Source organism: Methylobacterium sp. FW306-05-D, from assembly GCF_058782155.1.
In genome coordinates this window covers 1-23,759 of sequence record NZ_JBYSXL010000044.1, presented here as the reverse complement: position 1 = coordinate 23,759, position 23,759 = coordinate 1, and the positions used below count along the sequence as shown (strand labels likewise).

The 23,759-nt window shown below is 69.7% G+C and carries 23 protein-coding genes; 14 read left to right on the top strand and 9 right to left on the bottom strand.

Annotated elements, in window-relative coordinates:
- Position 1 precedes the first annotated feature (1 nt).
- Both AC3WLN_RS15445 and AC3WLN_RS15440 read right to left on the bottom strand, forming a co-directional pair.
- Positions 2 to 1,057: a GSCFA domain-containing protein gene (locus AC3WLN_RS15445; protein ID WP_492482630.1), complete on the bottom strand. Its 1,056-nt coding sequence runs from the start codon at positions 1,055 to 1,057 to the stop codon at positions 2 to 4.
- Positions 1,051 to 1,251: a hypothetical protein gene (locus AC3WLN_RS15440; protein WP_492482628.1), complete on the bottom strand. Its 201-nt coding sequence runs from the start codon at positions 1,249 to 1,251 to the stop codon at positions 1,051 to 1,053. Before AC3WLN_RS15440 ends, AC3WLN_RS15445 begins: the two co-directional genes overlap by 7 nt.
- Between AC3WLN_RS15440 and AC3WLN_RS15435 the strand changes: the two genes are divergently transcribed.
- Positions 1,250 to 2,140: a WcbI family polysaccharide biosynthesis putative acetyltransferase gene (locus AC3WLN_RS15435; RefSeq protein WP_492482626.1), complete on the top strand. Its 891-nt coding sequence runs from the start codon at positions 1,250 to 1,252 to the stop codon at positions 2,138 to 2,140. The two genes, AC3WLN_RS15440 and AC3WLN_RS15435, sit on opposite strands and share 2 nt — an antisense overlap.
- Positions 2,141 to 2,154: 14 nt before the next feature.
- Here the strand turns inward: AC3WLN_RS15435 and AC3WLN_RS15430 are convergent, their stop codons facing one another.
- Positions 2,155 to 2,574: a response regulator gene (locus tag AC3WLN_RS15430; protein ID WP_492482625.1), complete on the bottom strand. Its 420-nt coding sequence runs from the start codon at positions 2,572 to 2,574 to the stop codon at positions 2,155 to 2,157.
- A 142-nt stretch (positions 2,575 to 2,716) separates the two neighbouring features.
- On the opposite strand from AC3WLN_RS15430, the gene AC3WLN_RS15425 reads away from it, so the two are divergent.
- The 6 genes from AC3WLN_RS15425 to glmM all read left to right on the top strand — a co-directional run bounded on the left by AC3WLN_RS15425 (position 2,717) and on the right by glmM (position 9,725).
- Positions 2,717 to 3,076 (top strand): Hpt domain-containing protein, encoded by a 360-nt coding sequence (locus AC3WLN_RS15425; RefSeq protein WP_492482623.1) that lies wholly within the window; start codon positions 2,717 to 2,719, stop codon positions 3,074 to 3,076.
- 331 nt (positions 3,077 to 3,407) lie between these two features.
- Entirely contained in the window at positions 3,408 to 3,926 is a 519-nt protein-coding gene (gene pal, locus AC3WLN_RS15420; protein WP_463776480.1) for a peptidoglycan-associated lipoprotein Pal, read from the top strand.
- Positions 3,927 to 4,096: 170 nt separating this feature from the next.
- Complete coding sequence (ybgF, locus tag AC3WLN_RS15415; RefSeq protein WP_492482621.1) at positions 4,097 to 5,065, top strand: tol-pal system protein YbgF; 969 nt, start codon at positions 4,097 to 4,099, stop codon at positions 5,063 to 5,065.
- Positions 5,066 to 5,163: 98 nt separating this feature from the next.
- A complete protein-coding gene (gene tilS, locus AC3WLN_RS15410) occupies positions 5,164 to 6,060 on the top strand; it encodes a tRNA lysidine(34) synthetase TilS (RefSeq protein ID WP_492482619.1) in 897 nt (298 codons plus the stop codon).
- Between the two features lie 160 nt (positions 6,061 to 6,220).
- Positions 6,221 to 8,137 carry an ATP-dependent zinc metalloprotease FtsH gene (gene ftsH, locus AC3WLN_RS15405; protein WP_492482617.1) on the top strand — a complete coding sequence of 639 codons (1,917 nt, stop codon included), beginning with the start codon at positions 6,221 to 6,223 and terminating at the stop codon, positions 8,135 to 8,137.
- Positions 8,138 to 8,381: 244 nt separating this feature from the next.
- Entirely contained in the window at positions 8,382 to 9,725 is a 1,344-nt protein-coding gene (gene glmM, locus AC3WLN_RS15400) for a phosphoglucosamine mutase (RefSeq protein ID WP_492482652.1), read from the top strand.
- A 61-nt stretch (positions 9,726 to 9,786) separates the two neighbouring features.
- On the opposite strand, the gene AC3WLN_RS15395 is transcribed toward glmM, so the two are convergent.
- Positions 9,787 to 10,119 carry an MmcQ/YjbR family DNA-binding protein gene (locus tag AC3WLN_RS15395; RefSeq protein ID WP_492482615.1) on the bottom strand — a complete coding sequence of 111 codons (333 nt, stop codon included), beginning with the start codon at positions 10,117 to 10,119 and terminating at the stop codon, positions 9,787 to 9,789.
- 211 nt (positions 10,120 to 10,330) lie between these two features.
- Here AC3WLN_RS15395 and AC3WLN_RS15390 point away from each other — a divergent pair, with 211 nt between their 5' ends.
- The 4 genes from AC3WLN_RS15390 to AC3WLN_RS15375 all read left to right on the top strand — a co-directional run bounded on the left by AC3WLN_RS15390 (position 10,331) and on the right by AC3WLN_RS15375 (position 13,613).
- Positions 10,331 to 11,212 (top strand): outer membrane protein, encoded by an 882-nt coding sequence (locus AC3WLN_RS15390; RefSeq protein ID WP_492482613.1) that lies wholly within the window; start codon positions 10,331 to 10,333, stop codon positions 11,210 to 11,212.
- A 240-nt stretch (positions 11,213 to 11,452) separates the two neighbouring features.
- Complete coding sequence (locus AC3WLN_RS15385) at positions 11,453 to 12,301, top strand: outer membrane protein (protein WP_492482612.1); 849 nt, start codon at positions 11,453 to 11,455, stop codon at positions 12,299 to 12,301.
- 149 nt (positions 12,302 to 12,450) lie between these two features.
- Positions 12,451 to 13,278 carry an outer membrane protein gene (locus AC3WLN_RS15380; protein WP_492482610.1) on the top strand — a complete coding sequence of 276 codons (828 nt, stop codon included), beginning with the start codon at positions 12,451 to 12,453 and terminating at the stop codon, positions 13,276 to 13,278.
- 92 nt (positions 13,279 to 13,370) lie between these two features.
- The gene (locus tag AC3WLN_RS15375; RefSeq protein ID WP_492482608.1) at positions 13,371 to 13,613 is read left to right on the top strand and encodes a hypothetical protein; all 243 of its coding nucleotides are present in this window, start codon (positions 13,371 to 13,373) and stop codon (positions 13,611 to 13,613) included.
- A gap of 6 nt (positions 13,614 to 13,619) precedes the next feature.
- Here the strand turns inward: AC3WLN_RS15375 and AC3WLN_RS15370 are convergent, their stop codons facing one another.
- Positions 13,620 to 14,168 (bottom strand): HNH endonuclease, encoded by a 549-nt coding sequence (locus AC3WLN_RS15370; protein WP_463776512.1) that lies wholly within the window; start codon positions 14,166 to 14,168, stop codon positions 13,620 to 13,622.
- Between the two features lie 596 nt (positions 14,169 to 14,764).
- On the opposite strand from AC3WLN_RS15370, the gene AC3WLN_RS15365 reads away from it, so the two are divergent.
- Positions 14,765 to 17,440, top strand: a complete 2,676-nt coding sequence (locus AC3WLN_RS15365) for a DUF3772 domain-containing protein (RefSeq protein ID WP_492482606.1) — start codon at positions 14,765 to 14,767, stop codon at positions 17,438 to 17,440.
- Between the two features lie 27 nt (positions 17,441 to 17,467).
- Entirely contained in the window at positions 17,468 to 17,974 is a 507-nt protein-coding gene (locus AC3WLN_RS15360) for a CAP domain-containing protein (RefSeq protein WP_492482605.1), read from the top strand.
- A gap of 51 nt (positions 17,975 to 18,025) precedes the next feature.
- Here the strand turns inward: AC3WLN_RS15360 and AC3WLN_RS15355 are convergent, their stop codons facing one another.
- Both AC3WLN_RS15355 and AC3WLN_RS15350 read right to left on the bottom strand, forming a co-directional pair.
- A complete protein-coding gene (locus AC3WLN_RS15355; RefSeq protein WP_492482603.1) occupies positions 18,026 to 18,859 on the bottom strand; it encodes an OmpA/MotB family protein in 834 nt (277 codons plus the stop codon).
- A 33-nt stretch (positions 18,860 to 18,892) separates the two neighbouring features.
- Positions 18,893 to 19,666 carry a motility protein A gene (locus AC3WLN_RS15350; RefSeq protein ID WP_056221112.1) on the bottom strand — a complete coding sequence of 258 codons (774 nt, stop codon included), beginning with the start codon at positions 19,664 to 19,666 and terminating at the stop codon, positions 18,893 to 18,895.
- Between the two features lie 237 nt (positions 19,667 to 19,903).
- Here AC3WLN_RS15350 and AC3WLN_RS15345 point away from each other — a divergent pair, with 237 nt between their 5' ends.
- Positions 19,904 to 21,679, top strand: a complete 1,776-nt coding sequence (locus AC3WLN_RS15345; RefSeq protein WP_463776523.1) for a glucan ABC transporter ATP-binding protein/ permease — start codon at positions 19,904 to 19,906, stop codon at positions 21,677 to 21,679.
- 175 nt (positions 21,680 to 21,854) lie between these two features.
- On the opposite strand, the gene AC3WLN_RS15340 is transcribed toward AC3WLN_RS15345, so the two are convergent.
- Complete coding sequence (locus AC3WLN_RS15340) at positions 21,855 to 22,676, bottom strand: transglutaminase-like domain-containing protein (RefSeq protein ID WP_492482601.1); 822 nt, start codon at positions 22,674 to 22,676, stop codon at positions 21,855 to 21,857.
- A 131-nt stretch (positions 22,677 to 22,807) separates the two neighbouring features.
- Complete coding sequence (locus AC3WLN_RS15335) at positions 22,808 to 23,692, bottom strand: YihY/virulence factor BrkB family protein (RefSeq protein WP_492482599.1); 885 nt, start codon at positions 23,690 to 23,692, stop codon at positions 22,808 to 22,810.
- Between the last annotated feature and the right edge of the window lie 67 nt (positions 23,693 to 23,759).

The following is a 23,759-nucleotide window of genomic DNA, read 5'->3' as shown; positions in this document are numbered from 1 at the left end:
TTCACGCCAGGCTGCGCTCGATCGCCTCCTCGTCGCAGATCACGCTGGCCGCGCGCCGGTACTCGATCCCGAGGGGTTGGGTCAGGATCGGGGCCTTCGCCCGGGTGGTGAAGGCATCGAGGAAGACCCGCATCACGTGGGCGACGGCCGCGGGCGTGACGGAGCGCAGGTCGTCGTCGTAGTAGCGCGCCGCGTTGGCGGTGCTGGTGACGATCTCGTAGGCCGGAAAATAGACCGCCCGCGGCTCGGCCGCGACCACCTCCTCGGCGGCGACCCGCAGGGCGGCCTTGCTGTAGGTGTTCGAGACGAGCACGTGCCGGTCCGCGTAGGTGGCGATCAGGGGCACCGGCGAGACCGTCAGGATCACCCGCGCACGCGGATTGACCGCGAACAGACGCTCCAGGAATACCAGCATGTCGTCGCGCACGTCACGCGCCCCCGCGTTGACGAAGGCGTAGGTTTCGGGATCGAAGGCGCCGCCGACGACACCGGGGGCCAGCGGGAGCATCGCCCCGTCCGGCCGGTGCACCCAGCCCTCGGTCAGGCCCAGGGTGAAGACGAAGACGTCGAGGCTCTCGAACATCGTCCGCACCGCCGCGAGGTGCCGGCGGCGATCCGCCTCCACCGCGTCCGGATCGGTGAAGCCCGCCGGCTCGATGCCCGGGCGAAACGGGTCCACCAGGCGCCCGTCCGGACGGGTCCAGGTCGAGAGGGCGGGGGCGTAGGTGCCGTAGGCGCGATCGAACAGCTGCAGGAGCTGACGGGCGGTGTAGATGTTGCCGTAGCGGGCCGAGTAGGTGCCGTACTGCCGGTCGGCGGCGGCCTCGGGCGCCAGACCGTCGGGGGCCGCCTCGGCGAGATAGTGCCCGAAGCCCGCCTGGGTCAGGGCCCGGGCGACGTGCTGCGCGAAGCAGGAGCCGGCGGTCGCCACCCGGGCGTCGGGAGCGATGGTGAAGCGGCCGCTCGGGCCCGGGGCCAGGGCGAAGGGCGGCACGCCGGCGACGACCTTGCGCCAGAATCGCTCGGCCGGTAGATCGGCGTAAGGGTTCGTCACCACGGCGGCATCTCCATTCGATCGCTCACGCCATTGCCGCGCAAGACCACCAGGACGGCGATCTCGGGTTCCTTGGCGGCGCGGGCGGCCTCCCTCGCACGCCCGGTCTCATCGTGGCGATCCTGGGCGGGAGCATGGCGCCGGCCCGGCGGCGACGCCAGCGATCCGTCGCGGGACGGGCCGCGGATCGCCGTCATGGGCAATTGCCAGGCCGAGGGCATCGCCCGGTCCCTGCGCCTCCTGCTCCCCCGGGCCCGGGTCCAGCTCGTTCCCTTCGACGGCCTCGGGCACCGATACGGCAGCCTCGACCGGCTCAAGGCCCATCTCGCCCCCTTCGATCACGTCTTCACGCAGTTCTTTCCCGAGGGCTTCGTCGACGGCGGAAACGTCCACGTGCTCGGTGCGCAGGACCCGCGCATCCGCCTCTACCCGACCATTCTGTTCCCCGGCTACCAGCCCGACATGGTGCTCGTGGGCGATGTCGGCGCGCTCTCCGCCTCGCGCCTGATCGCCTCGCCGGTCGGCCCCTATCACTCGGCCATCGTCCTGTGCGCCTACCTCGAAGGACTGGGACCGGAGGACACCGCCGGACTCTTCCGCGATTCCCTCTATACGAGGCTCGGCTTCTACGAGGCCTGGAACGTCGCGGCGGCCGAACTCCTCGGCAGCGCCCGCGACATCGCCTTCCCGCTGGAGGCGGAGCTCGCCCGCTGGTCCCGGCGCGGCTGCTTCATGCACGTCCTCAACCATCCCAAGCTGTTCGTGCTGGCCGACCTCGCCCGGCGCCTCGCCACGGAAGCGGGCCTGGAGCCGATCCCCGCCCGGGTCGAGGATTATCTCCCCGACGCGCTCGCCGCCGACGTGGTCTGGCCGCTCTACCCCGACCTCGCCGCGCGCTACGGGCTGACGGGCGCCATGCTGTTCAAGGACCGGGCACGCCGGAGCGACCCGAAGCTCTACGACCTGCCGGGATTCATCGCGGCGAGCTTCGCGATCTACCGACGCCACGCGCCGGAAGCACTCGGCTGCCTCCGGGTCGAGGGATGGCGGGCCAACGCGGCCGTGCGCGCCCTGTTCAGGGCCTGACGGCGGCGAACCTCTCAGCCCGCCGCGCGCAGGGTCGGCGGTTCGGAGGCCGGGTCGGCTTCCCGCATCATCAGGCCGGCCAGGTCGACCACGTCCTGGATCCGGAAGGGCTTGCCCAGGAAGACGCTGTCCGGCACGGCGCGCCGGTCGTTGAAGCCGCTGGTGGACGAATAGATCACCGGGCGATGCGGGTTGAGGGTGCGGAAGGCCTGCGCCACCGCCCAGCCGTCGATGAGCCCCGGGAGGTTGATGTCGGTGAGGAGGAGCCCGAACGCTCCACCGGTCCCGGCGCTCCCGGCCTGACGGATGGCCGCCACCGCGGCCTCGCCGCTGGAGACCGAGGCCACGGCGATGCCGTTGCGCTGGCACAGGGCGGTCAACATCTCGAGAAGCAGGTAATTGTCCTCGACTACGAGGATCTGACGCCGAGGCATGGATCGCACCAACTCTTTGCAGGTCCGACTTAGTCCGATATTGGTTAACCCTCGATCAACAGAAGCGGCGCCAAAGCGCAGTCTCGTGCCCCGAAGCACTCTGGACGAATCCATGCCGGACCCTTCGAGCCCAGACGCCGGGATGTCCGAGACCCCGGGTGCACCGGATCTTCGCGCGCCCCCGGTCTACGACCTCCGGACGCTGACGGAACTGGAGGGCATCTTCGGCCGGACCCGGCTGATGGATCTCCTCGATCGCCTGCGGGCCGAGATCGGCCAGCGCCTGCAGGCCCCGGTGGCCGAACGGGACGTGCTGGGACAGGACGCCCACACCCTCCTCTCCGTGAGCGGGTCCCTCGGCTTCCTCGATCTCTCGATCCGCTGTTCCGAGATGGAGCGGGCCTGTCTGCAGGGAGCCGATCTCGCCGCACCCCTGGCCGCCGCCCGGCTGTCCGCCGCCAGCGCCGTCGCGGCGATCCGGGCGCTGCAGGATCGCCCTTGAGCCGGGCGGCCCGGCATGTTGCACCGCGGCCACGCCTTGGCCGCACGTGTGCGGGTGACGTTTTCGCGTCGCGCCGATGCCGCAATCGGGGCCGATTCCAGTCTCGGTTTCACATCGGCCGTCGCTGGACTGCTTCCGGGCCGGCCGGCGTGAAGACTGCGTTTTGCGAGACTTTGCCCGGTTTCGGCAGGGTCCGCTCAAGGTTGATGGAACCTTCGCTTAACCGAGACCGCATAAGAACCGCCGATGTGGCCCCGAGGGGGCCCCGCGCGGCGACGTCGCCGGTCCGGTCGTCACCGATCCGGCGGGCGTGCCCGAGGAGAACAGGATCATGTCCATGACTGCGCGCTTCCGCGTGTTTCCGCTGGCGGCCGCCCTCTGCGCCGCTCTCAGCGTCGCCGCCTGCACCAACGACAAGGACCTCGCCGATGCCTCCGGGTTCGGCGCCGGCGGCGGCCTGAACGGCGGCGCCAACACCCCCGGCAGCGCCCAGGATTTCGTGGTGAACATCGGTGACCGAGTCTTCTTCGAGTCGGATTCCACCGACCTGACCCCCACCGCCACCGCCACCCTCGACAAGCAGGCGAGCTGGCTGCAGCGTTACCCGCGCTACACCTTCCTGATCGAGGGCCACGCCGACGAGCGCGGCACCCGCGAGTACAACTTTTCCCTCGGCGAGCGCCGTGCCCAGTCGGTGAAGGACTATCTCAGCTCCCGCGGCATCGCGACCGGGCGCATCCGCACCGTCTCCTACGGCAAGGAGCGTCCGGTGGCCGTCTGCAACGACATCTCGTGCTGGTCGCAGAACCGTCGCGCCGTCACCGTGCTGGATCGCGGCGCCGGCTCCTGAGGTCGGCGAGGGACGGGACCCGGGGCGCCTCGGCGGCCCGCCGGGTCCCGCCCGCGGAGCGGTGCGCCGCGGCATGGCCGCATTTTTGCCGCGTGGGGCAGCATTTGCTATCGGCGGGCCGCGCCCCTCGCGCGCGAACCTCCGCCCCTCGACCACCGGTGCCGACCGCCATGCTTGCCCGCCTTCTCCTCGCGACCCGCCTCGCCGCCGCCGCCGGACTCGTCTCGGGAGCGATCCTGTGCGGAACCTCGGCTCCGGCGGCGGCGCAGGATGCCTCCGACTTCGTGGTCCGGCTGAACCGGCTGGAGAACCAGTCGCGCCAGACCGCCGGGCAGATCGAGACGCTGCAATACGAGAATCGCCAGCTCAAGGAGCAGCTGCGCAAGTTCCAGGAGGACGTGGAGTTCCGCCTGCAGGAGGCGAAGGGGGGCCGCCCGGGCGCCCCGGCCGGCACCAACCCGGCCCCGGCCAAGCCGCAGAAGCGCAGCGACGCCTTCGATCCCGAGCGCAATCCCAATCAGCCCGGGGCGCCGATCCCGCTCGGCACCACCACGCCGAGCGCCCCGGTGGCGGAAGCGCCCCGTGCCCGCAGCGTCCCCCCGACCGTCGTCGAGGCGGATGACGAGGAGCCCGGCCTGACGCCGCCCGGCCTCGGCGGCCCGGTCGACCTGTCGCCGCCCGCCCGCGTGCCGACCACCGGCGCCCTGCCGACCCCACCCCGCGCCGGCAGCGTCGCCGCCACGGGCTCGGGCGACGCGCGCGCCGATTACGAGGCCGCCTACGCCTACATCCTCCAGCGCCAGTACGAGCAGGCCGAGATGGGCCTGCGCCAGTTCATCCAGTCGCATCCCCGCGACGCGCTGGTGCCCTCGGCGACCTACTGGCTCGGCGAGAGCTACCTCCAGCGCAACCGCAATCGCGAGGCGGCCGAGCAGTTCCTGAAGGTCTCCACCGACTACGCCCGCTCGGCCCAGGCCCCCGACGCCATGCTGAAGCTAGGCGCATCGCTGAACGCGCTCGGCGCCCGCGAGCAGGCCTGCGCCACCCTCGCCGAATTGGAGCGCAAGTTCCCCTCCGCCAGAGCCAGCGTGCGCCAGGGCGTGACCCGCGAACAGAAGCGCGCCCGCTGCGCCGCCTGACCTCGCGAGACGGCGCGGTCGAGGCCGCGCTCCGGCCCTACCTCAGCGGGACCCCGGTCCTCCTCGCGGTCTCCGGCGGCCCGGACTCGACGGCGCTGATGGCCGCGGCCGCGGCGGGCGATCCCGACGCCGTCCACGTCGCCACCGTTGATCACGGCCTGCGGCCGGATGCGGCCGCGGAGGCCGAAGCCGTCGCGCGCCTCGCCGGGACCTTCGGTTTCCCGCACCGAACCCTTCTCTGGACCGGCCCCAAGCCGGCACACGGGCTGCAGGCGGCGGCCCGCGCCGCCCGCTACGACCTCCTCGCCGACCATGCCGAATCCCTCGGGGCCGCCTTCGTCCTCACCGGGCACACCCGCGACGACCAGGCCGAGACCGTCCTGATGCGGCTCCTGGCCGGCAGCGGACCGGCCGGCCTCGCCGGCATGCGCCCCGAGCGCGTCCTGGCGCGATCCATTCGCCTGGCGCGGCCCTTCCTCGGCGTGCCGAAGGCGGATCTCGTCGCCTATTGCGAGGCGCGCGGCCTGACCTTCGCGCGCGACCCGTCCAATCGCGACGAGCGCTTCGCCCGCGCCCGCCTGCGCCGGCTCCTGCCCGATCTCGATCGCGAGGGGCTGAGCCAGGACCGGCTCTGCCGCCTCGCCGAGCGCTGCGCCCGCGACGAGGCCGCCCTGGCGGCCCTGGCGGAGGCTGCCTTCGCGGCCGCACTCCGACCGCAGCCCGGCCCGGGCCTCCGGCTCGACGGCGGCCGCCTGCGCGCCCTGCCGGACGCGGTGCTGCTGCGTGTCGCCAGCCTGGCGGCGGAGCGGATGGCCCCGGGGGGCCGGGAGCGGCTGGAGCGCCTGGAGAGCCTCGTCCTCGAGGGGCTTCGGCCGGCCCTGCACGCCGGTGCGCCGGTGCGCCGGACCCTGCGCGACGTCCTGTTCGCGGTGACCCGGACCGGCGACCTCGTCCTGATTCCGGCGCCGCCGCGGCGGGGGAGGGGATCTCCGTAACCTTCGCGGCCGATGCGGCCTTGCCGCGGCGGTGTGGCCATGGCACGGCCTCCCCCTTCGACTTGGCAAGGGGTGACTCGCTGCCTACATTGGCGGGGAGCGTCAGGAGCGACCCGCCCCATTTCGCGCGGCGGGCCCCGATGCCTCCAGGGATTGATCGATGAACCCGAACTTCCGCAACTTCGCCTTGTGGGTCGTCATCTTCCTGCTCGTGCTCGCCCTCGTGACCCTGTTCCAGAACCCGGGTCATCGCGGTGGCGGCTCCGAGATCGCCTACAGCCAGCTTCTGAACGATGCCGATTCCGGCAAGATCCAGACGGTTGTGATCTCCGGGCAGGACGTCAGCGGCACCTATGTCGGCGGCGGCAACTTCACCTCCTATGCCCCCAACGACCCGAGCCTGGTGTCCAAGCTGCAGAGCAAGGGCGTGCAGATCACCGCGCGTCCGCCCTCGGACAACACGCCGTGGTTCATCCAGCTTCTCGTGAGCTGGCTGCCGATCCTCGTGTTCATCGGCGCCTGGATCTTCCTGTCCCGGCAGATGCAGTCGGGCGCCGGCCGCGCCATGGGCTTCGGCAAGTCGAAGGCCAAGCTCCTCACCGAGGCCTCCGGCCGCGTGAGCTTCGACGACGTCGCCGGCGTCGAGGAAGCCAAGGAGGACCTGCAGGAGATCGTGGAATTCCTGCGCGATCCGCAGAAGTTCCAGCGTCTCGGCGGCCGCATCCCGCGCGGCGTGCTGCTCGTCGGTCCCCCCGGTACGGGTAAGACCCTGATCGCCCGTGCGGTCGCGGGCGAGGCCAACGTGCCGTTCTTCACGATCTCGGGCTCGGACTTCGTCGAGATGTTCGTCGGCGTCGGTGCCTCCCGCGTGCGCGACATGTTCGAGCAGGCGAAGAAGAACGCGCCCTGCATCATCTTCATCGACGAGATCGACGCGGTCGGCCGTCATCGCGGCGCCGGCCTCGGCGGCGGCAACGACGAGCGCGAGCAGACCCTGAACCAGCTCCTCGTGGAGATGGACGGCTTCGAGGCGAACGAGGGCGTGATCATCATCGCGGCCACCAACCGTCCCGACGTGCTCGACCCCGCTTTGCTGCGTCCCGGCCGCTTCGACCGCCAGATCATGGTGCCGAACCCCGATGTCGTCGGCCGCGAGCGCATCCTGCGCGTCCACGTCCGCAAGGTGCCCCTGGCGCCGGACGTCGACCTCAAGGTCATCGCGCGCGGCACCCCGGGCTTCTCCGGCGCCGACCTGATGAACCTCGTCAACGAATCCGCCCTGCTGGCGGCCCGTCGCGGCAAGCGCATCGTCACGATGCACGAGTTCGAGGACGCCAAGGACAAGGTGATGATGGGTGCCGAGCGGCGCACCCTGGTCATGACCGAGGACGAGAAGCGCCTGACCGCCTACCACGAGGGCGGCCACGCCATCGTCGCCTTCAACGTGCCGGCCACCGATCCCGTCCACAAGGCGACGATCATTCCGCGCGGCCGGGCGCTGGGCATGGTCATGCAGCTGCCCGAGCGCGACAAGCTCTCGATGTCCTACGAGCAGATGACCTCGCGCCTCGCCATCATGATGGGCGGCCGCATCGCCGAGGAAATGACCTTCGGCGCCGACAAGGTGACCTCGGGCGCCCAGTCCGACATCGAGCAGGCGACCCGCCTCGCCCGCATGATGGTCACCCGCTGGGGCTTCTCGCCCGAGCTCGGTACCGTGGCCTACGGCGAGAACAACGACGAGGTCTTCCTCGGCATGTCGATGGGCCGTCAGCAGACGGTCTCGGAGGCGACCGCCCAGAAGATCGACGCGGAGGTCCGCCGCCTCGTCGAGACCGGTCTCGAAGAGGCCCGCCGCATCCTCGGCGAGCACAAGGACGACCTCGAGGCGCTCGCCCAGGGCCTGCTCGAATACGAGACGCTCTCCGGCGACGAGATCAAGAACCTCATCGCGGGCAAGCCGCCGATCCGCGACGTCGGCGACGGCCCGACCACGCTGCGGGGCTCCTCGGTGCCCTCCACCGGTCGCGGCCGCCCGCGCGGCAGCGACGGTCTGGAGCCGCAGCCCCAGGCCTGAGCCTGCCTACGGGAGACAGTCCGAGCGCGACGACGAGCCCGCCCCTGGCGGGCTCGTTCGTCTCAAGACCTCTCTAACGATGCGGCAGGTTTGTCCTCACGCCGGCGAGGCCCGGCAACCGGTTCTTTAGGAGCCGGAACGGACATAATGCCGAAGCATCATCGCCGACGGCGAAGCGGAGGATTGCGTCGTGAGGCGGAGTCAGCTTCCCTACACCGAGAACAGAAGACGGGACGCGAAGACCATGTCGCGCAAGTATTTCGGCACGGACGGCATCCGTGGACGGGCCAACGGGGTGATCACGCCCGAACTCGCGCTCAAGGTCGGTCAGGCGGCGGGGCTGATCTTCCAGCGCGGCGATCATCGCCATCGCGTGGTGATCGGCAAGGATACGCGCCTGTCGGGCTACATGATCGAAACCGCGCTGATCGCCGGCTTCACCTCGATGGGCATGGACGTGCTGCAGCTCGGCCCGATGCCGACGCCGGCGGTGGCGATGCTCACCCGCTCCATGCGCGCCGATATCGGCGTGATGATCTCGGCCTCGCACAACCCGTTCGAGGACAACGGCATCAAGCTGTTCGGGCCGGACGGCTTCAAGCTCAACGACGACGTCGAGCGCGAGATCGAGGCGCTGATCGACGGCGAACTGCACAAGCGCCTCGCGAGCCCGCGCGACCTCGGGCGCGCCAAGCGCATCGAGAGCGTGCACGCCCGCTACATCGAATTCGCCAAGCGCTCCCTGCCGCGCAACATCACCCTCGACGGCCTGCGCATCGTGGTCGATTGCGCCAACGGCGCCGCCTACCGGGTCGCGCCCGAGACGCTCTGGGAGCTCGGGGCCGAGGTGATCGCCATCGGCGTCGAGCCCGACGGCTTCAACATCAACCGGGACGTCGGATCGACGGCGCCCGCGGCCCTGGCGGCCAAGGTCCGGGAGCTGCGCGCCGATATCGGCATCGCCCTCGACGGCGACGCCGACCGCGTCCTGATCGTCGATGAGAAGGGCCAGTCGGTCGACGGCGACCAGCTGATGGCCGTGGTCGCCCGTTCCTGGAAGGAGGACGACCGCCTGACGCAGCCGGGGTTGGTCGCCACCATCATGTCCAATCTCGGCCTCGAGCGCTTCCTCGGCGGCATCGGCCTCAACCTTGCCCGCACCGCCGTCGGCGACCGCTACGTGCTCGAGTACATGCGCGAGCACGGCTACAATCTCGGCGGCGAGCAGTCCGGACACATCATCATGTCGGACTACGCCACCACCGGCGACGGCCTCGTGGCCGCCCTGCAGCTTCTCAGCGTGGTCAAGCGCCAGGAGCGCCCGGTGAGCGAGGTCTGCCACTGCTTCGAGCCGCTGCCGCAGATCCTGAAGAACGTGCGCTACCGCTCCGGCGAACCGCTGAACGCCGTCGCGGTCGTGACCGCCATCGCGCAGGCGCGCGAGCGCCTCGGCAATTCCGGCCGGCTCGTCATCCGCCCCTCGGGCACGGAGACGGTGATCCGCGTGATGGCCGAGGGCGACGACCGCGGCCTCGTGACGGAAGTGGTGGACGATGTGGTCGAGGCCGTCGCCAAGGCCGCGGCCTGAACGCCGTCCCGTCGGAACGGGCCGGGCCGCCGCGACGCCGACCCGCGATCGACCGGGGACCTCAGATCCGGTCGTAGGCGGCCGGCGCGACCTCTCGCCAAGCGGCCAGGAGGGCGGCGGCGAGCACCGCCTCGTCCGCCTCCCAGAGCGTGAGGCTGGTCCAGCCGCGCCGGCCCCAGGCGCCCTCGACCGCGTCGAACAAGTCGGGCTCGGCCTCGATCCACTCGGCCTGCTGCGCGCGCGACAGGCGGAGCACCAGTCGCTCCTCCTCGACCCAGAGCGTCGCGAAGATCCGGCCGAACACACGGAAATCGGGGTGGCCGTTATGCGCGCCCTCGTCCACTTCCGGCAGCGCCACGGCCAATCGGCGGACATCCTCTGGTCTGCTGGGCACGCGCGTCCTGTTCCTGATCGGCCGAGATTACCTGCCCGGGGGAGGGTGCATGTCTTCCCCAAGACATATCTGACGTTGCGATCCCGTCATCAACGCTTTGGCAAGGATAAGTTTTAACGTTAAATCGGATTTAACCCTTGCCGCCCATCATGTCCTCGTCATCCCGCCGGCGTTTCGAGCTTCCGGCACACGGTCGATTGAAGGACATCCGATGCGCCGCACCAAGCTGTCTGCCTTGGCGCGCTCGATCACGCTCATTGCGAGCGTGGCAGCGCCCTGCCTCGCCCAAGCGGCGGATCTGCTCCCGCCCCTGCCGCCCGAGCCGCTGCCCCCGCCGGTCGAGATCGGCGGCGGCTGGTACCTGCGCGGCGATGTCGGCGTCGGCGCGACCAGCGTGGGCGCGATCTCGACGGTGCTGAAGGGGTCGCTCCCCGACGGCTACCGCTACGACCAGAAGGCGGTCGAGGACAGTTTCTTCGCCGGCGGCGGCGTCGGCTACCAGTTCGGCAGCTACTTCCACGGCGACATCACCGCCGAGTACCGCGGCGGCAGCAAGTTCCGGTTCCAGGACAGCTTCGACACCACCTGCTACGGCGGCGACGGTCCCTACGGCTGCAAGGGCGTGAATTCCTACAACGCCAACCTCTCGTCGGTGGTCGTGATGGCCAACGGCTACATCGATCTCGGCACGTGGTACGGCATCACGCCCTTCGTCGGCGGCGGCGTCGGCTCGGCCTTCCACCACCTGAGCGGCTTCAACGATTCCGGCTTCGGCGGCGCGACCGGCGGCTACGGCTACGCCCGCGACAAGAACACGACCAGCTTCGCCTGGGCCGCCATGGCCGGCCTCGGCTACAGCGTGACCCCGAACCTCAAGCTCGAGCTCGGCTACCGCTACATGAACCTCGGCCACGTCTCCTCGAACCCCGTGACCTGCATCAACGATCCGGGCTGCGGCGGTGCGGTCTACAAGATCAAGGACATCACCTCCCACGACGTCCGGATCGGCATGCGCTGGCTGCTCGGAGGCGTCGTCGCCCCGGCGGTCGCCGAGTATCAGCCCGAGCCGGCACCGCTGGTGCGCAAGTACTGAAGCCGATCGGCACGCGCCGAGCGATGGCAGCTTCGACGGAACGGCCGGGATGCGCGAGGCGCATCCCGGCCGTTCTCCGTTTCGGGACAGCTGGGCAGGGCGGTGGAAAGTCTTTGATCACAAGGCGTTAGGGTTAAGTCCTCTCTAACGCTTCCGGTGGAGGATGGCCCCTGAGCGATGATTCGAGGCGTTCCCGTCACGCCTTGGCCCGCCTCGCATCTTCCAGCGTATGAGAGCGTCATGGCCGTCCTGAACTCCCGCATCGTCACGGCCCTCCGGCTGGCCCTCGTCGCGCAGGGCCTGGCGACGGCCGCGCAGGCGGCGGATCTCCTGCCGCCGCCTCCGCCGCCGCCGGTCGCCATCGGGGAGGGCTGGTACCTCCGGGTCGACGCCACCGTAAGCGACTATGCCCGTCCGCGCGATGCGACCCCGACGCCGGCGGATGGCAGCCCGTTCAATCCCCTCACGCGCCTGAACCTCGAGACGGTGCCCGGCTATGGCGGCGGCGTCGGCTACCGCATCAACAACTGGCTCCGCGTCGACGCGACGGTCGATCAGCGCGTGCCGTCCCGCTACAGCGCCTACTCGTCGGGATCGAACTTCGTCACCGGCTACAACGTCGAGGCGGGACAGATCGACGTCCTCACCGGCCTGGTGAACGTCTATGCCGATCTCGGCACCTGGTGGGGCCTGACCCCGTATATCGGCGGCGGCATCGGCTTCGCGGACAAGCACTTCGGCAAGGCCTACACCCAGACGACCTGCACCGTCGAATTCTGCGACGGCAATGCGGGAACGGGCCCGCGCGACGCGGTCCGGCGCCCGAGCCGGTCGGTGACGTCCCTGGCCTGGGCCCTGACCGGCGGCGTCTCCTACGAGATCGGAGGCGGCTTCAGCCTCGATACGAGCTACCGCTACGTCGATCTCGGCCGCGCCAAGACGGGCCTGGATGCCTTCGGCTTCGACTCGCGCCTGAAGGATCTCGCCTCGCACGAGGTCCGGGTCGGCCTGCGCTACAGCTTCGCGGGCGGTCCGGGCCGTCTGGCCGGCCTGCCGATCCCGAGCTGGAACCGCAACCCCTACGAGTAGGCGGAAGACCCCGGGGACGGATCGCCTCGCGGAACCCGTCCCCGTCGAAGGCCTTCGCCGGGCAACGGACCGTTAAGGTTACTCAAGTAAAAAGAAAATACAGGCTCAGCCATCTCACCCATCGGGCTGAAACCTTGAGGACGACATCGATGCGTACCGTTTCCCTCGCGCTCCTGGCCGGATTCACGCTCGGCGTCGTCGCGCCGGCGCTGGGCGCCGACCTCGACTATGGCGTTCTGCGCGGCTCGGATTACGAGCCGGAGGTCCAGGTCATCGACTGGAACGGTGTCTATTTCGGCGGACACGCGGGCTATACGGCGACGGACTTTAATTTCGGCAAGGCCGGCAGGCTGGACTTGGAACAGGCGCTGAGAAGCACAACGATCGAGCAGGAATACAAGATCTCCCAGAGCAACACCCTTCGTCCGGGGGTCGGGCATGGGCTCTCCTATGGCGGGTTCGCTGGATACAACTTCCAGTTCGATGAAGCCGTCATCGGCTTCGAAGTCGATTACACGAGCGTTAATCAGAAAAGCCAATCCAGCGACAGCATTGGTCGTCGACTATCTTATCAAAACGGCACGTTTGCCTCGTATTTTGTGAGCACGGACTCCCGCGCGGCACTCCAAGACTACGCGACGGTCCGGGGCCGCGGCGGCGTGATTCTCGGTTCGTTCTTGCCCTACTTCACCGGCGGCTTTGCCATCGGGCGAGCCCATGTCGGGAGCGATGTCTTTGTCCAGGTTTCAGAGTACCAAGACGCGCTGCAGACGATTCCGCTCGGTGGGCTGACCCGATCCGGTGGGACGATCAAGGAGCGGTATGCCCTCGGTGGAACGCTCGGCGCCGGCGTCGACTACGCCGTGACACAGAACGTCTTCCTCAGGGCAGAGTATCAATACGTATGGTTCTCGCAGTTTGGCGATCACAAGATAAGCCTCAGCACGTTCCGTAGCGCGCTCGGCATCAAGTTCTGATTCCGCGTTCGATCCGCGGGCCCGAACGCCGGGCCCTACCAGCAGTCAGATCCGAAACTCGGCAATCAACCAACATTCCTCAAGGGTGCGCGATGCTTCGTCTCGTCCTCCTCGGCAGCGCCGCGGCCTTGTCCATGGGGGCGGGGGCCGTCCAAGCGGGCGGTGAGCCCGGCCCGATCTCGCGGCGCCCGCTTCCGCCGGCGCACATCGCCTATCGCGATCCGGCCTATGCCGCGCGGGTGCGGCCGCTCTTCGTGGCTCCGGTGCCGCGCGCGCCGCGATCCCTGGCGCTGCCGCTCTACAACGAGCCGCCGCCGCGCTTTCCCGTGCCCTGACCCGCCTCAGTTCTCCAGCTCGGTGTCCCAGTACAGGTAATCGAGCCAGGTGTGGTGATACTCCCGATGGTCGAATTCCGGCTGGCGGCGGTGCAGTTCGTGCCGCGTCGGCCGGTGCGGCTCGTGGAGGAGCGGCATGTCCGCCTCCGCCGGGGTGCGGTTGGCCTTGCGCAGGTTGCAGGGCGAGCAGGCCGCGACGACGTTCTCCCAGCTCGACAGGCCGCCCCGGGACCGGGGCACCACATGGTCGAAGGTCAGCCCGCCGGCCGGCAGCCGCAGGCCGCAATACTGGCACGAGAAGGTGTCGCGCAGGTAGATGTTGTAGCGGGTGAAGGCGGGGCTGCGCGCCAGCGTCACGTAGCTCTTCAGGGCGACGACGCTGGGGACCCGCAGGGACCGGGACGGCGAGCGCGCCTCGACGTCGTAGCTGGCCACCAGGGTGACCCGGTCGAGGAACAGCGCCGTGAACGCGTCCTTCCAGGACCAGAGCGACAGGGGATTGTAGGAGAGCGGCCGGTAATCCGCATTCAGGACGAGCGTTTGGAGATCCAGCATCGGCGCTACCCTCTCGACGGGTCAACGGAGGGACAACGCGCCGGGGTCGGCCGGTGCATCGTCCCAGGTTGGTGAAAGATCGGACATCTCCGCATCCCGGGGCGTCGCCGCACGGACCGGGACGGGTGCAGGGACCGGCCTCCGCAGGGGCGCCGGAGCGGCGCGGGAGAAGCGGTCATAGGCCAAAAGCCGTCGCATCGGGCGAAAACGCCCGGTTCGTGGCGACGCTCATCGGCGCGGATGGTCGTCGCCACCTCCTCGCACGGGAACGAAAAGGCCAAGTCCATCGGGGCTTAGTCTAATATCAGCGTGACACGCTTGTGAAGGTCGCAACCGCTTTCCACGAGGTCGCGCCCACAGGCCCTCGGCGCGGGGGGGCCTTCTCGGCCCGCCGCACCGGTTTCGGCCCGAATATGGCGCGTCGTCAGCCTTTCGCCCCATTGCTCGGCGATGGGGCGGGCCCCGGTCGCTCCCCGTCCCCTGAATCGCGCAGGTCCTGCCCGCGCGCTTCGGGCATGCGGGTTGCCAGTGGCCCGACGAGGCGAGGCGCGGCGGCGCGCCAGGACCGCGCGGTGGCGCGGGACGAAAGGATCATCATGCGCGACATCCCGAGAGGCCAGACGACCCGCGGCATCCGGCGAGCGGCCGTGATCGCCGCCTGGCTCGGCGCCCTCGTCCTGGCGCCCGTCGGCGCGGTGGGGCAGGGGGCGCCCGCCGCCCCGGCCGCCACGGCGCCGGCTAAACCCGCGCAGGCCGGCGCCCCGCCCGCCGCGCCCGCGGAGGCCAAGCCGGCCGCCAAGGCACCGGCCCCGAAACCGGTCGTCTCCGAGCAGATCCAGAACGTCCGCGACCAGCTCGACGCCGCCAAGGCCGATCTCGAGCAGCGCGAAAAGATCCTGACCGGTCCGAACGTCGGCAGCGGCGACCTGACCCGCGCCCGCGACGGCATCGAGGCCATTGCCGACAAGATCCGCCACGTCATCGACATCACCACGCCGCGCCTTGAGGCCGCCCGCGAGCGCCTGACCCAGCTCGGCCCGAAGCCGAAGGAGGGCGAGGAGGGCGAGGACGTGGCGCGCGAGCGGACGGAGCGCGAACACGCCGTCGCCGAGATCGACGAGACCCAGCGGCTGGCGAAATCGCTTCTCGTCCAGACCGATCAGATCGTCGACCAGGTCTCGAACCGGCGGCGGGCGGCCTTCACCCGGGGCCTGTTCGAGCGCTCGACCGCCCTGGTCAGTCCCGACCTGTGGATGCGGATCGCCGCCGACATTCCCCGCGACCTGCGCGCGCTCCAGAGCGCGGTGGAGGATACCGCGGCACTGTTCGGCCGCAACGGCACCATCGGCAACCTGCTGCTGCTGGGGATCGCCTTCGGCATCTCGATCGCCCTGTATTTCGGCCGCCGCAACATCGCGCCGCGCCTCGGCCGCCGCGACGCGAAGGCCGTCGCGCCCTCGCAGCGGCGCAAGCTCATGGCCGCCTGGCGGGTGTTCCTCCTCGGCACCATCCCGGCCTTCATCGGCAGCTACGCGGTCTACTACGCCCTCGACGCCACCGACCTCCTGCCCCTGCGCCTGCTGCCGGTGGCGGGCGCCATCCTGGGCGGACTCGCCTTCATCGCCTTCGTGGAGGCCCTGGCCGACGCGCTGCTCTCGCCGGACAAGCCCTCCTGGCGGGTGACGAGCATGGACGACACCGCCGCCGCCCGGGTGACCCGGCTGGCCGTGGGCATCGCCGTCGTGATCACGGTGGTCAAGTCGATTGAGGCCCTCAATTCGGGCATCTCGGCGGCCCTCCCGGTCTCCATCGCTACGCGCGGCATCGGGGCTCTGGCCACGGCCCTCATCCTGGCCATCGGCCTGCATCGCTTCGCCGACACGGCGGAGAAGGAGGAGGCCTGCTTCGGCCCCTACGTGGCGCCGGAGGCGACCACCGGCATCGGCGGCCCGGCCCGTCTCCTCGGCTGGGCGGCGGCGGTCACGATCGCGATCGCGCCGCTCGTCGGCTACGTCGCCTTCGCGGCGTTCCTCATCGACCAGCTCGTCTGGGTGGCGGGCCTGTTCGTCCTGCTGTTCCTGCTGATCTCGAGCGCCGACACCTTCATCGGCGGGACGCTGGGCGACGACACCAAGATCGCCACCGCGCTCCAGGCCAATACCGGCCTGCGCAAGCGCTCGATCAACCAGATCGCCGTCCTGGCGACCGGCCTCGCCCGCGTCGTCCTCGTCATGGTGGCGGCCCTGCTGGCGCTCGCGCCCTGGGGCCTCGACTCGACGGACGTGTTCTCCTCGGTGCGGACCGCCTTCTTCGGCTTCAAGGTCGGCGACGTCACGATCTCGCTCTCCACCATCGTGCTGGCGATCGGGCTGCTCCTCCTCGGCATGGCGGTGACGCGCGCGATCCAGCGCTGGCTCGAGCAGACCTACCTGCCGGCCACCGATCTCGATGCCGGACTGCGCAACTCGATCTCGACCATCGCGGGCTATATCGGCTTCCTGCTCACCCTCGCGCTGGCCTTCTCCTACCTGGGCCTGAGCCTGGAGAAGCTCACCATCGTGGCTGGTGCCCTCTCGGTCGGTATCGGTTTCGGCCTGCAATCGATCGTCAACAACTTCGTCTCGGGCCTGCTGCTGCTCTGGGAGCGCCCGATCCGGGTCGGCGACCAGGTGCTCATCGGCGACAGCGAGGGCATCGTGAAGCGCATCTCGGTGCGCTCCACCGAGATCCAGACCTTCGACCGCTCCGCCGTGATCGTGCCGAACTCGAACCTGATCTCCGGCATCGTGAAGAACCGGGTGCGGGGCGACCGCACCGGGCGCGTGAGCATCACCGTCAGCGTCCTGCGCAACCAGGACCCCGTCCACGCGGCCGAACTGCTGATGGGTTGCGCCCAGGCGCAGCCGGACGTGCTCAAGGAGCCGGGCCCCCGGGTGGTCTTCCGCAAGATCGGCGACCCGTTCCTGGAGTTCGAGCTGATCGTCATGATCGTCGACGTCAGCCTCAGCCTGAAAGTGCAGAACGATTTGAACCTTGCGGTGTTTCAGACCTTGTCGCAGGCCGGAATGATCCCGGCGCTGGGACCGGGCTCCAGCGTGGTCACCGTGCAGGGCCTGGAGACCTTCCAGAGCGCCGTGGGGCAGATCGCCAGCGTGTTCACGCAGCCGCAACGCTCCGGGGACCAAAGCTCGCCGCACCGCACCGAGGACCGGCTCGACGAGGTCGAGCCGATGCGCTCGGCGGAGGCGACCCGGCGGCGCGCGGGAAGCTGACGCGGGATTTTTTTAGGAGATCGGGACGTGGGGCGCAGATCGGTACGGGGTTTCGGGGCCGGCCTGGCGGCCGGCGGTGTGGCGCTGTTGACGGGCTGCGCCACACCGGAGCCGGTCAACGCCACCCTGCCGAGCCTGTACTGGCCGATGACCACGCAGTCGGCCCAGGTCGATACGGCGACCGCCCGCGACATGATCTCGGCCTATCGCGCCCGCAGCGGCGCGGGCCCGCTGCGTCTCGACCCCGAACTGCAGAAGCTGGCCGAGGCGGAAGCGGCCGCCATGGCCACCGCCGACCGGCCGAGCCGGGCGCAGACCGTCAAGAACGCGGTGGAGCGGCTCGGCTTCCACTCGGCCGAGGCGAACCTCTCGGCCGGCTACCACACCCTGGCCGAAGCCTTCTCGGGATGGCGCGACAGCCCCGCCCACAACGCCGCGATGCTGGCGCCGGACGCCCAGCGCATGGGCATCGCCACGGCCTATGCACCGGGCTCCAAGTACAAGGTCTACTGGGCGCTCCTCCTGGCGAAATAAGCTCCGCCCGGCGTCGACAGGACCGGCCGCCCGGGTCCGGCGCCTCGCCGATCAGGGAAAGCCCTTCATCCGCGGCATGGGGGAGGTTTCGCTCAGAAGCGTCACCGTCACCCGGCGGTTGGCGGGCAGGTAGGGATTGTCGGGAAACAGCGGCTCGGTATCGGCCTTGCCCGTGACGGAGGCGAAGCGGTCGTCGGGCACGCCGCTTCCGGCGAGGATCTCGCGCACACTGATCGCCCGGCTGGCCGACAGCTCCCAGGGCGGTGCCGGGGGACGGGTGCCGGGACGGTCGGTCGCGGTGTAGCCGGTGATGGCGAGGCGGTTCGGCATCTTGCGCAGGGTCAGCGCGATGCGTTCGAGGAGGCGCCGGGTCCGCGCGTTGGGCCGGCTCGATCCGTCGGGGAACATCGAGGCGCCGTCCTGGTCGACGATCGAGACGTCGACCCCGCGCTGCGAGGGCGCCACGATGATGTTCTTCGAGAGTTCGGCGATCTCCGGCATGTCCTGGAGCGCCTGGCGCAGGCTCGCGGCGGCGAGGCCCGCACCGTCCGGATAGCCCTTGTCCGGCATGCCCTCGTCGACATTGCCGTCGACGGCCGGCGGAGTCGTGTGGTCGCTGGCGAGCTCGGGCGGGATGTCGCGCTTGTACTTGACCTTGTCGGCGTGCGCGAGGCCGTCCTTCTCGATGATGCCGGCAAAGCGCGACTCCTTGTTCACGCCGAAGGCGTCGCGCATGGAGCCGGCCACCGCCTGCATCTTCTTCTGGTCCTGGGTCGAATAGGCGGCGATCATCACGAAGAAGCTCATGAGGAGGGCCATCAGGTCGGCGAAGGTCACGAACCAGCCGTGACCGCCATGGGCGCCGCCGCGCTTCTTCTTAGCCATCTGCGCCGTCGCGCGTGCTGGGGGGGCGTGCCATCACGCCGGCTCGGCCACGAGCTCGTCGCGATGATTGTGCGGCAGGTAGGCGATCAGCATCTCGCGCACCAGGGACGAGCTCTTGGCGTCGCGGATGAGCAGGATGCCGTCGATGATCAGCGAGCGGGAGACATCCTCCTCCTCGAGCTTCACGTGGAGCTTGTCGGCCAGCGGCAGGGTGATCATGTTGGCGATCAGCGCGCCGTAGAGGGTGGCGAGGAGGGCGGTCGCCATGGCCGGGCCGAGCTTCGAGGGGTCCGACATGTTGGCGAACATCGTCACCATGCCCAGGATGGTGCCGATCATGCCCCAGGCCGGGGCGCAGTCGCCGAAGGCGCGATAGATCTTCGAGCCCTCGTCGAGGTGCATCAGGAAGTTGTCGCGGTCCCGCTCCATGGTGTCGCGGATGAACTCGCGATCGTAGCCGTCGGCGATGTAGCGCGCGCCCTGCGCCAGGAAGGGGTCGGAGATCTCCATGTTCTCCAGGGCCATCGGGCCGGACTTGCGCACCACATCGGCGATCTTGGTGATCTCCTCGATGAGGTCGCGCGGCTTGATGGCGCGCATCGAGAAGGCGTAGCGCAGGCCCATCGGCAGGCCGTGCATCATCGTCGAGAAGGGAAAGCGCATCATCGTGGCGGCGGTGGCGCCGCCGAAGATCACGATGACGGCGTGCTTGTCGAAATAGGCGGCGAAGTTGCCGCCATCGATCATGATCAGGACGAAGACGACGGCGAAGCCGCCCACGAGGCCGATACCGGTTGCGAGATCCATGGTCACTCGAGCCTGAGCGGCTGCCCGCATGCCGCGTTGGCGCCGCAGGACGAGGCGCCGTCCCCACGATTAGGGATTCAGGTTGAACGAACCGTAAAAACCCTGGCCAAACGCTGCTCGATCGCGTCATGCCCCGTTCAGGGAGGCCACGACATAAGGCACGGCACGCCAAGGGTTTGGCGGCCTCTCCCGGGAAGCGCGGTCGCGACCCGGTCCGGCATCGGAGCACACGGTATTATGTCGTTGGTTCGTCTGTACGCGCGCGTGATGGGTCTTCTGGGCACCGATCGTCGCCTGGCCGCCGTCCTGGCCTGCGCCAATGTGGCCCTGGCCGTGGCGGCGTTCGCCGAGCCGCTGCTGATGGGCCGCATCATCGACCAGCTGACCCACCTCAAGTCCAGCTCCAACGCCTTCACGACGCTGGCCCCCCTGATCGGGGCCTGGGTGGCCTTCGGCCTGTTCACCATCGCGGCCGGCGTCACGATCGCGCTGCACGCGGACCGGCTCGCCCACCGCAACCGCCTGACGGCGATGGCGAATTACTTCGAGCACGTGCTGGAACTGCCGCTGGCGTTCCATTCCTCGAACCATTCCGGCCGCGTCCTGAAGGCGATGCTGGAAGGCTCGAACGGCATGTTCTGGCTCTGGCTCGGCTTCTTCCGCGACCACTTCGTCGCCTTCGTCTCGCTGATCGTCCTTCTGCCCATGACCCTGTTCGTGAACTGGCAGCTCGGCTCGATCCTTGTCGTCCTCGTGCTCGCCTTCACGGCGCTGACCACGATGGTGATGCGCCGCACCGAGACCCTGCAGGGTCGGGTCGAGGCCTACCAGTCCGGTCTGGCCGAGCACGCCTCCGACGCCCTGGGCAACGTCGCCGTGATCCAGTCCTTCACCCGCGCCAAGGCGGAGAAGGATGCCATGCACGACATCATCCGCAACCTGCTGGCCGCGCAGATCCCGGTCCTGTCCTGGTGGGCGCTGGCCAACGTGGCCACCCGCGCCTCCGCGACCCTGACCATGACGGCGATCTTCATCACCGGCATCGCCCTGCACCAGCACGGCCAGGCCAGCGTCGGCGAGGTCGTGGCCTTCATGAGCCTCGCCACCATGCTGGTGACGCGCCTCGACCAGGTCGCCACCTGCATCAACGGCCTGTTCCAGCAGATGCCCAAGATCGACGAGTTCTTCGAGATCCTCGACACGACGCCGGCCGTACACGACCGCCCGGGCGCCCAGCAGGTCGCGCGCTTCGACGGCGAGGTCGCCTTCGATGGCGTCGGCTTCTCCTACAATGCCCGCCGCAAGGCCGTGGAGGACGTCTCGTTCACGGCCCGGGCCGGCGAGACCGTCGCCCTGGTCGGCACCACGGGCTCCGGCAAGTCGACCACCCTCGGCCTGCTGCACCGCGCCTTCGACCCGGACCATGGGGCCATCCGCATCGACGGCACCGACATCCGCGACATCGGCCTGTCGTCCCTGCGCCACAACATCGGCGTCGTCTTCCAGGAGCCGATGCTGTTCGCCCGCTCGATCCGCGAGAACCTGCAGGTCGGACGCCCGGACGCCACGGATGCCGAGATGCTCGACGCCCTCGAGCGCGCCCAGGCCACCGAGTTCATGGCCCGCCAGGCGGACGGCCTCGACACGGTGATCGGCGAGCGCGGACGCTCCCTCTCCGGCGGCGAGCGCCAGCGCCTCTCGATCGCCCGCGCGCTCCTCAAGAACCCGCCGGTGCTGATCCTCGACGAAGCCACCTCGGCCCTCGACGCGACCACCGAGCGCAAGCTCCAGGGTGCCCTGGAAGCCGTGATGGAGGGCCGCACGACCTTCGTGATCGCCCATCGCCTGGCGACGATCCGCAACGCCGACCGCATCCTCGTCTTCCACGAGGGCCGGATCGTCGAATCGGGCAGCTTCGACGACCTCGTCGCCCAGAATGGCCGCTTCGCCGAACTCGCCCGGGCGCAGTTCATGGCGGCCCAGGAATCGGAAGGCCTGCCGCTCGCGGCCTGAGCCACGCCCCTCCGAACCCCGACGCATCACCCCTCGCCCGCCAGTCCGGGCGAGGGTTTTTTGTCGACGCCCGAGCGGCTTGGCGGAGATTTCGGATGTCGTTCCTCATGCCGGCGAGCACCGGCTGGGGCTCAGCCGTGAGTCGCCGGGGCAGGACCGGTTGGGCGCGGGGCCATCACTCGGCCGGGACCGCCGTCGCGTCCTCCGCCCAGACCCGGAACTTCGTCAGGCGGTTCGGGCCGAAGGTGTGGGTCAGGGGCACGTCCGCCGCATCGCGTCCGCGCGCCACCAGGATCCGGCCCCGCCGGGGGGCATTGTTGCGCGGGTCGAACACGTGCCAGCCGCCGCCGAGATAGACCTCCGTCCAGGCGGCGAAGTCGCCCGGGGCGTGCGGCTCAGGCTCGCCGATGAAGCTGAGATAGCCGGTGCAGTAGCGGGTCGGGATGTTCAGCGCCCGGCAGAAGGCGACGAACAGGTGGGCGTAGTCCCGGCACACGCCGCGCCGGCTCGCGAAGGCATCGGCGGCGGTGCGATCGACATGGGCGTAGCCGTAGCCGAACGTGATATGCTGGTGGACGTAGTCGCAGATCGCCTGCACGCGCGACCAGCCCGGGGCGAGGTCGCCGAACAGTGCCCAGGCCTCGCTCGAGAGCAGGTCGGACTCGCAGTACCGGCTCGCCACGAGGAACGGGAGCGCCTCCTCCGGCAGATCCTCGACCGCATGCTCCTCGGCCTCCGGCACCACCGGATCGAGGGCGCCGTCGTCCTCGATCTCGGCCTGCACGCTCAGGGTCAGGACACCCGCCGGCGCGACGAAGCGCACGGTCCGGTTGCCGAAGACGTCGCGGAAGGTGCGGACCGGCAGCGGCGGATCGAGGGCGAGCACGTCCGGGGGGACCGCGGCGAGGCCCCTGGCCGAAAAGGAATTGAGACGGGCGATGACGGGGGTCGGCTGTGGGAAATCATAGCCCATCTCGCAACCGAACCTGATCCGCATCGAAGCTCCCCCGGGCCGGCCGCCGCGCTGCCGCCTTCGCCCTCACTGCCCGCGCCCGAACCGGGACACTAGGCCGCCAGGGTCACAGGCGGATGTCATTGCACGCCCTGCGCGCAGATGAAGCAGCGGGCTCAGAGCCCCCGGGCCCGCGCCTGCTTCTGCTGCATCCGCGCCTGGAGCCGCACGCGCCGCGCTGCAATGACGGTGCCATTGATCTCGCCCCCGAACAGGAACATCGCGGCGAGCCAGTAGAGGAAGACGAGGAACACCATCGCGGTGGCGAGACCGCCATAGGTGGAGGCGTAGGCGTTGGAGAAGCGGTCGAGGTAATAGCCGAAGCCGAGGCCGGCGAGGAACCACAGCAGGAGCGTCACGGCGATGCCGGGCACCACGGCCAGCACCGTGCGGCGACCGGTGGCGACGAATTTGTGGGCGATCACCAGCACGGTGAGCAGCAGGAAGGCCGTGATGCCGATGCGGCCGATCGCGACCGTGAGGCTCAGGGGCTCGAGGCCCGGCGCCACGTTGATGACCTTGCGCCAGATCAGAGGGCCCAGCACCACCAGGAGGGCGAAGGCCAGCATGGCGAAGGCGCCGCAGACGACGTAGCCGATGGATTCGAGACGCGTCAGCCACCAGGGCCGCACCTCGCGCAGGCCGTAGGCGCGGTTCAACCCGACCCGCAGGCTCTCGACCCCCGACGACGAGAAGTACAGCGCCAGCAGCGCGCCGAGGGTGAGCACGCCGCCGCGCTGCTCCGTGAGCACCCGGTGCACCTCGTTGACGATGGGCTTGGCGACCTCGCGCGGCCAGGCATCGAAGATCAGGACGCTGGCCTCGTCGGCGAGCGACTTCGTGCCGAACAGGCCCGCCAGGGCAGCGAGAAGGATCAGGAACGGGAACAAGGCGGTCAGGCTCGAGAGGGCGATGTGGCTGGCGATGGCCCAGCCGTCATGGGCGACGAAGCGCTGGGCGGCGACGCCTACGATCTCGAAAGGCTTGCGGAGACGTCTCACGGGGCGGGGGTTCGTCCTCGAACGGGGCGGGGGGCGGGCGTGTCGTCTAAAAGCAACGCGGCCCGTT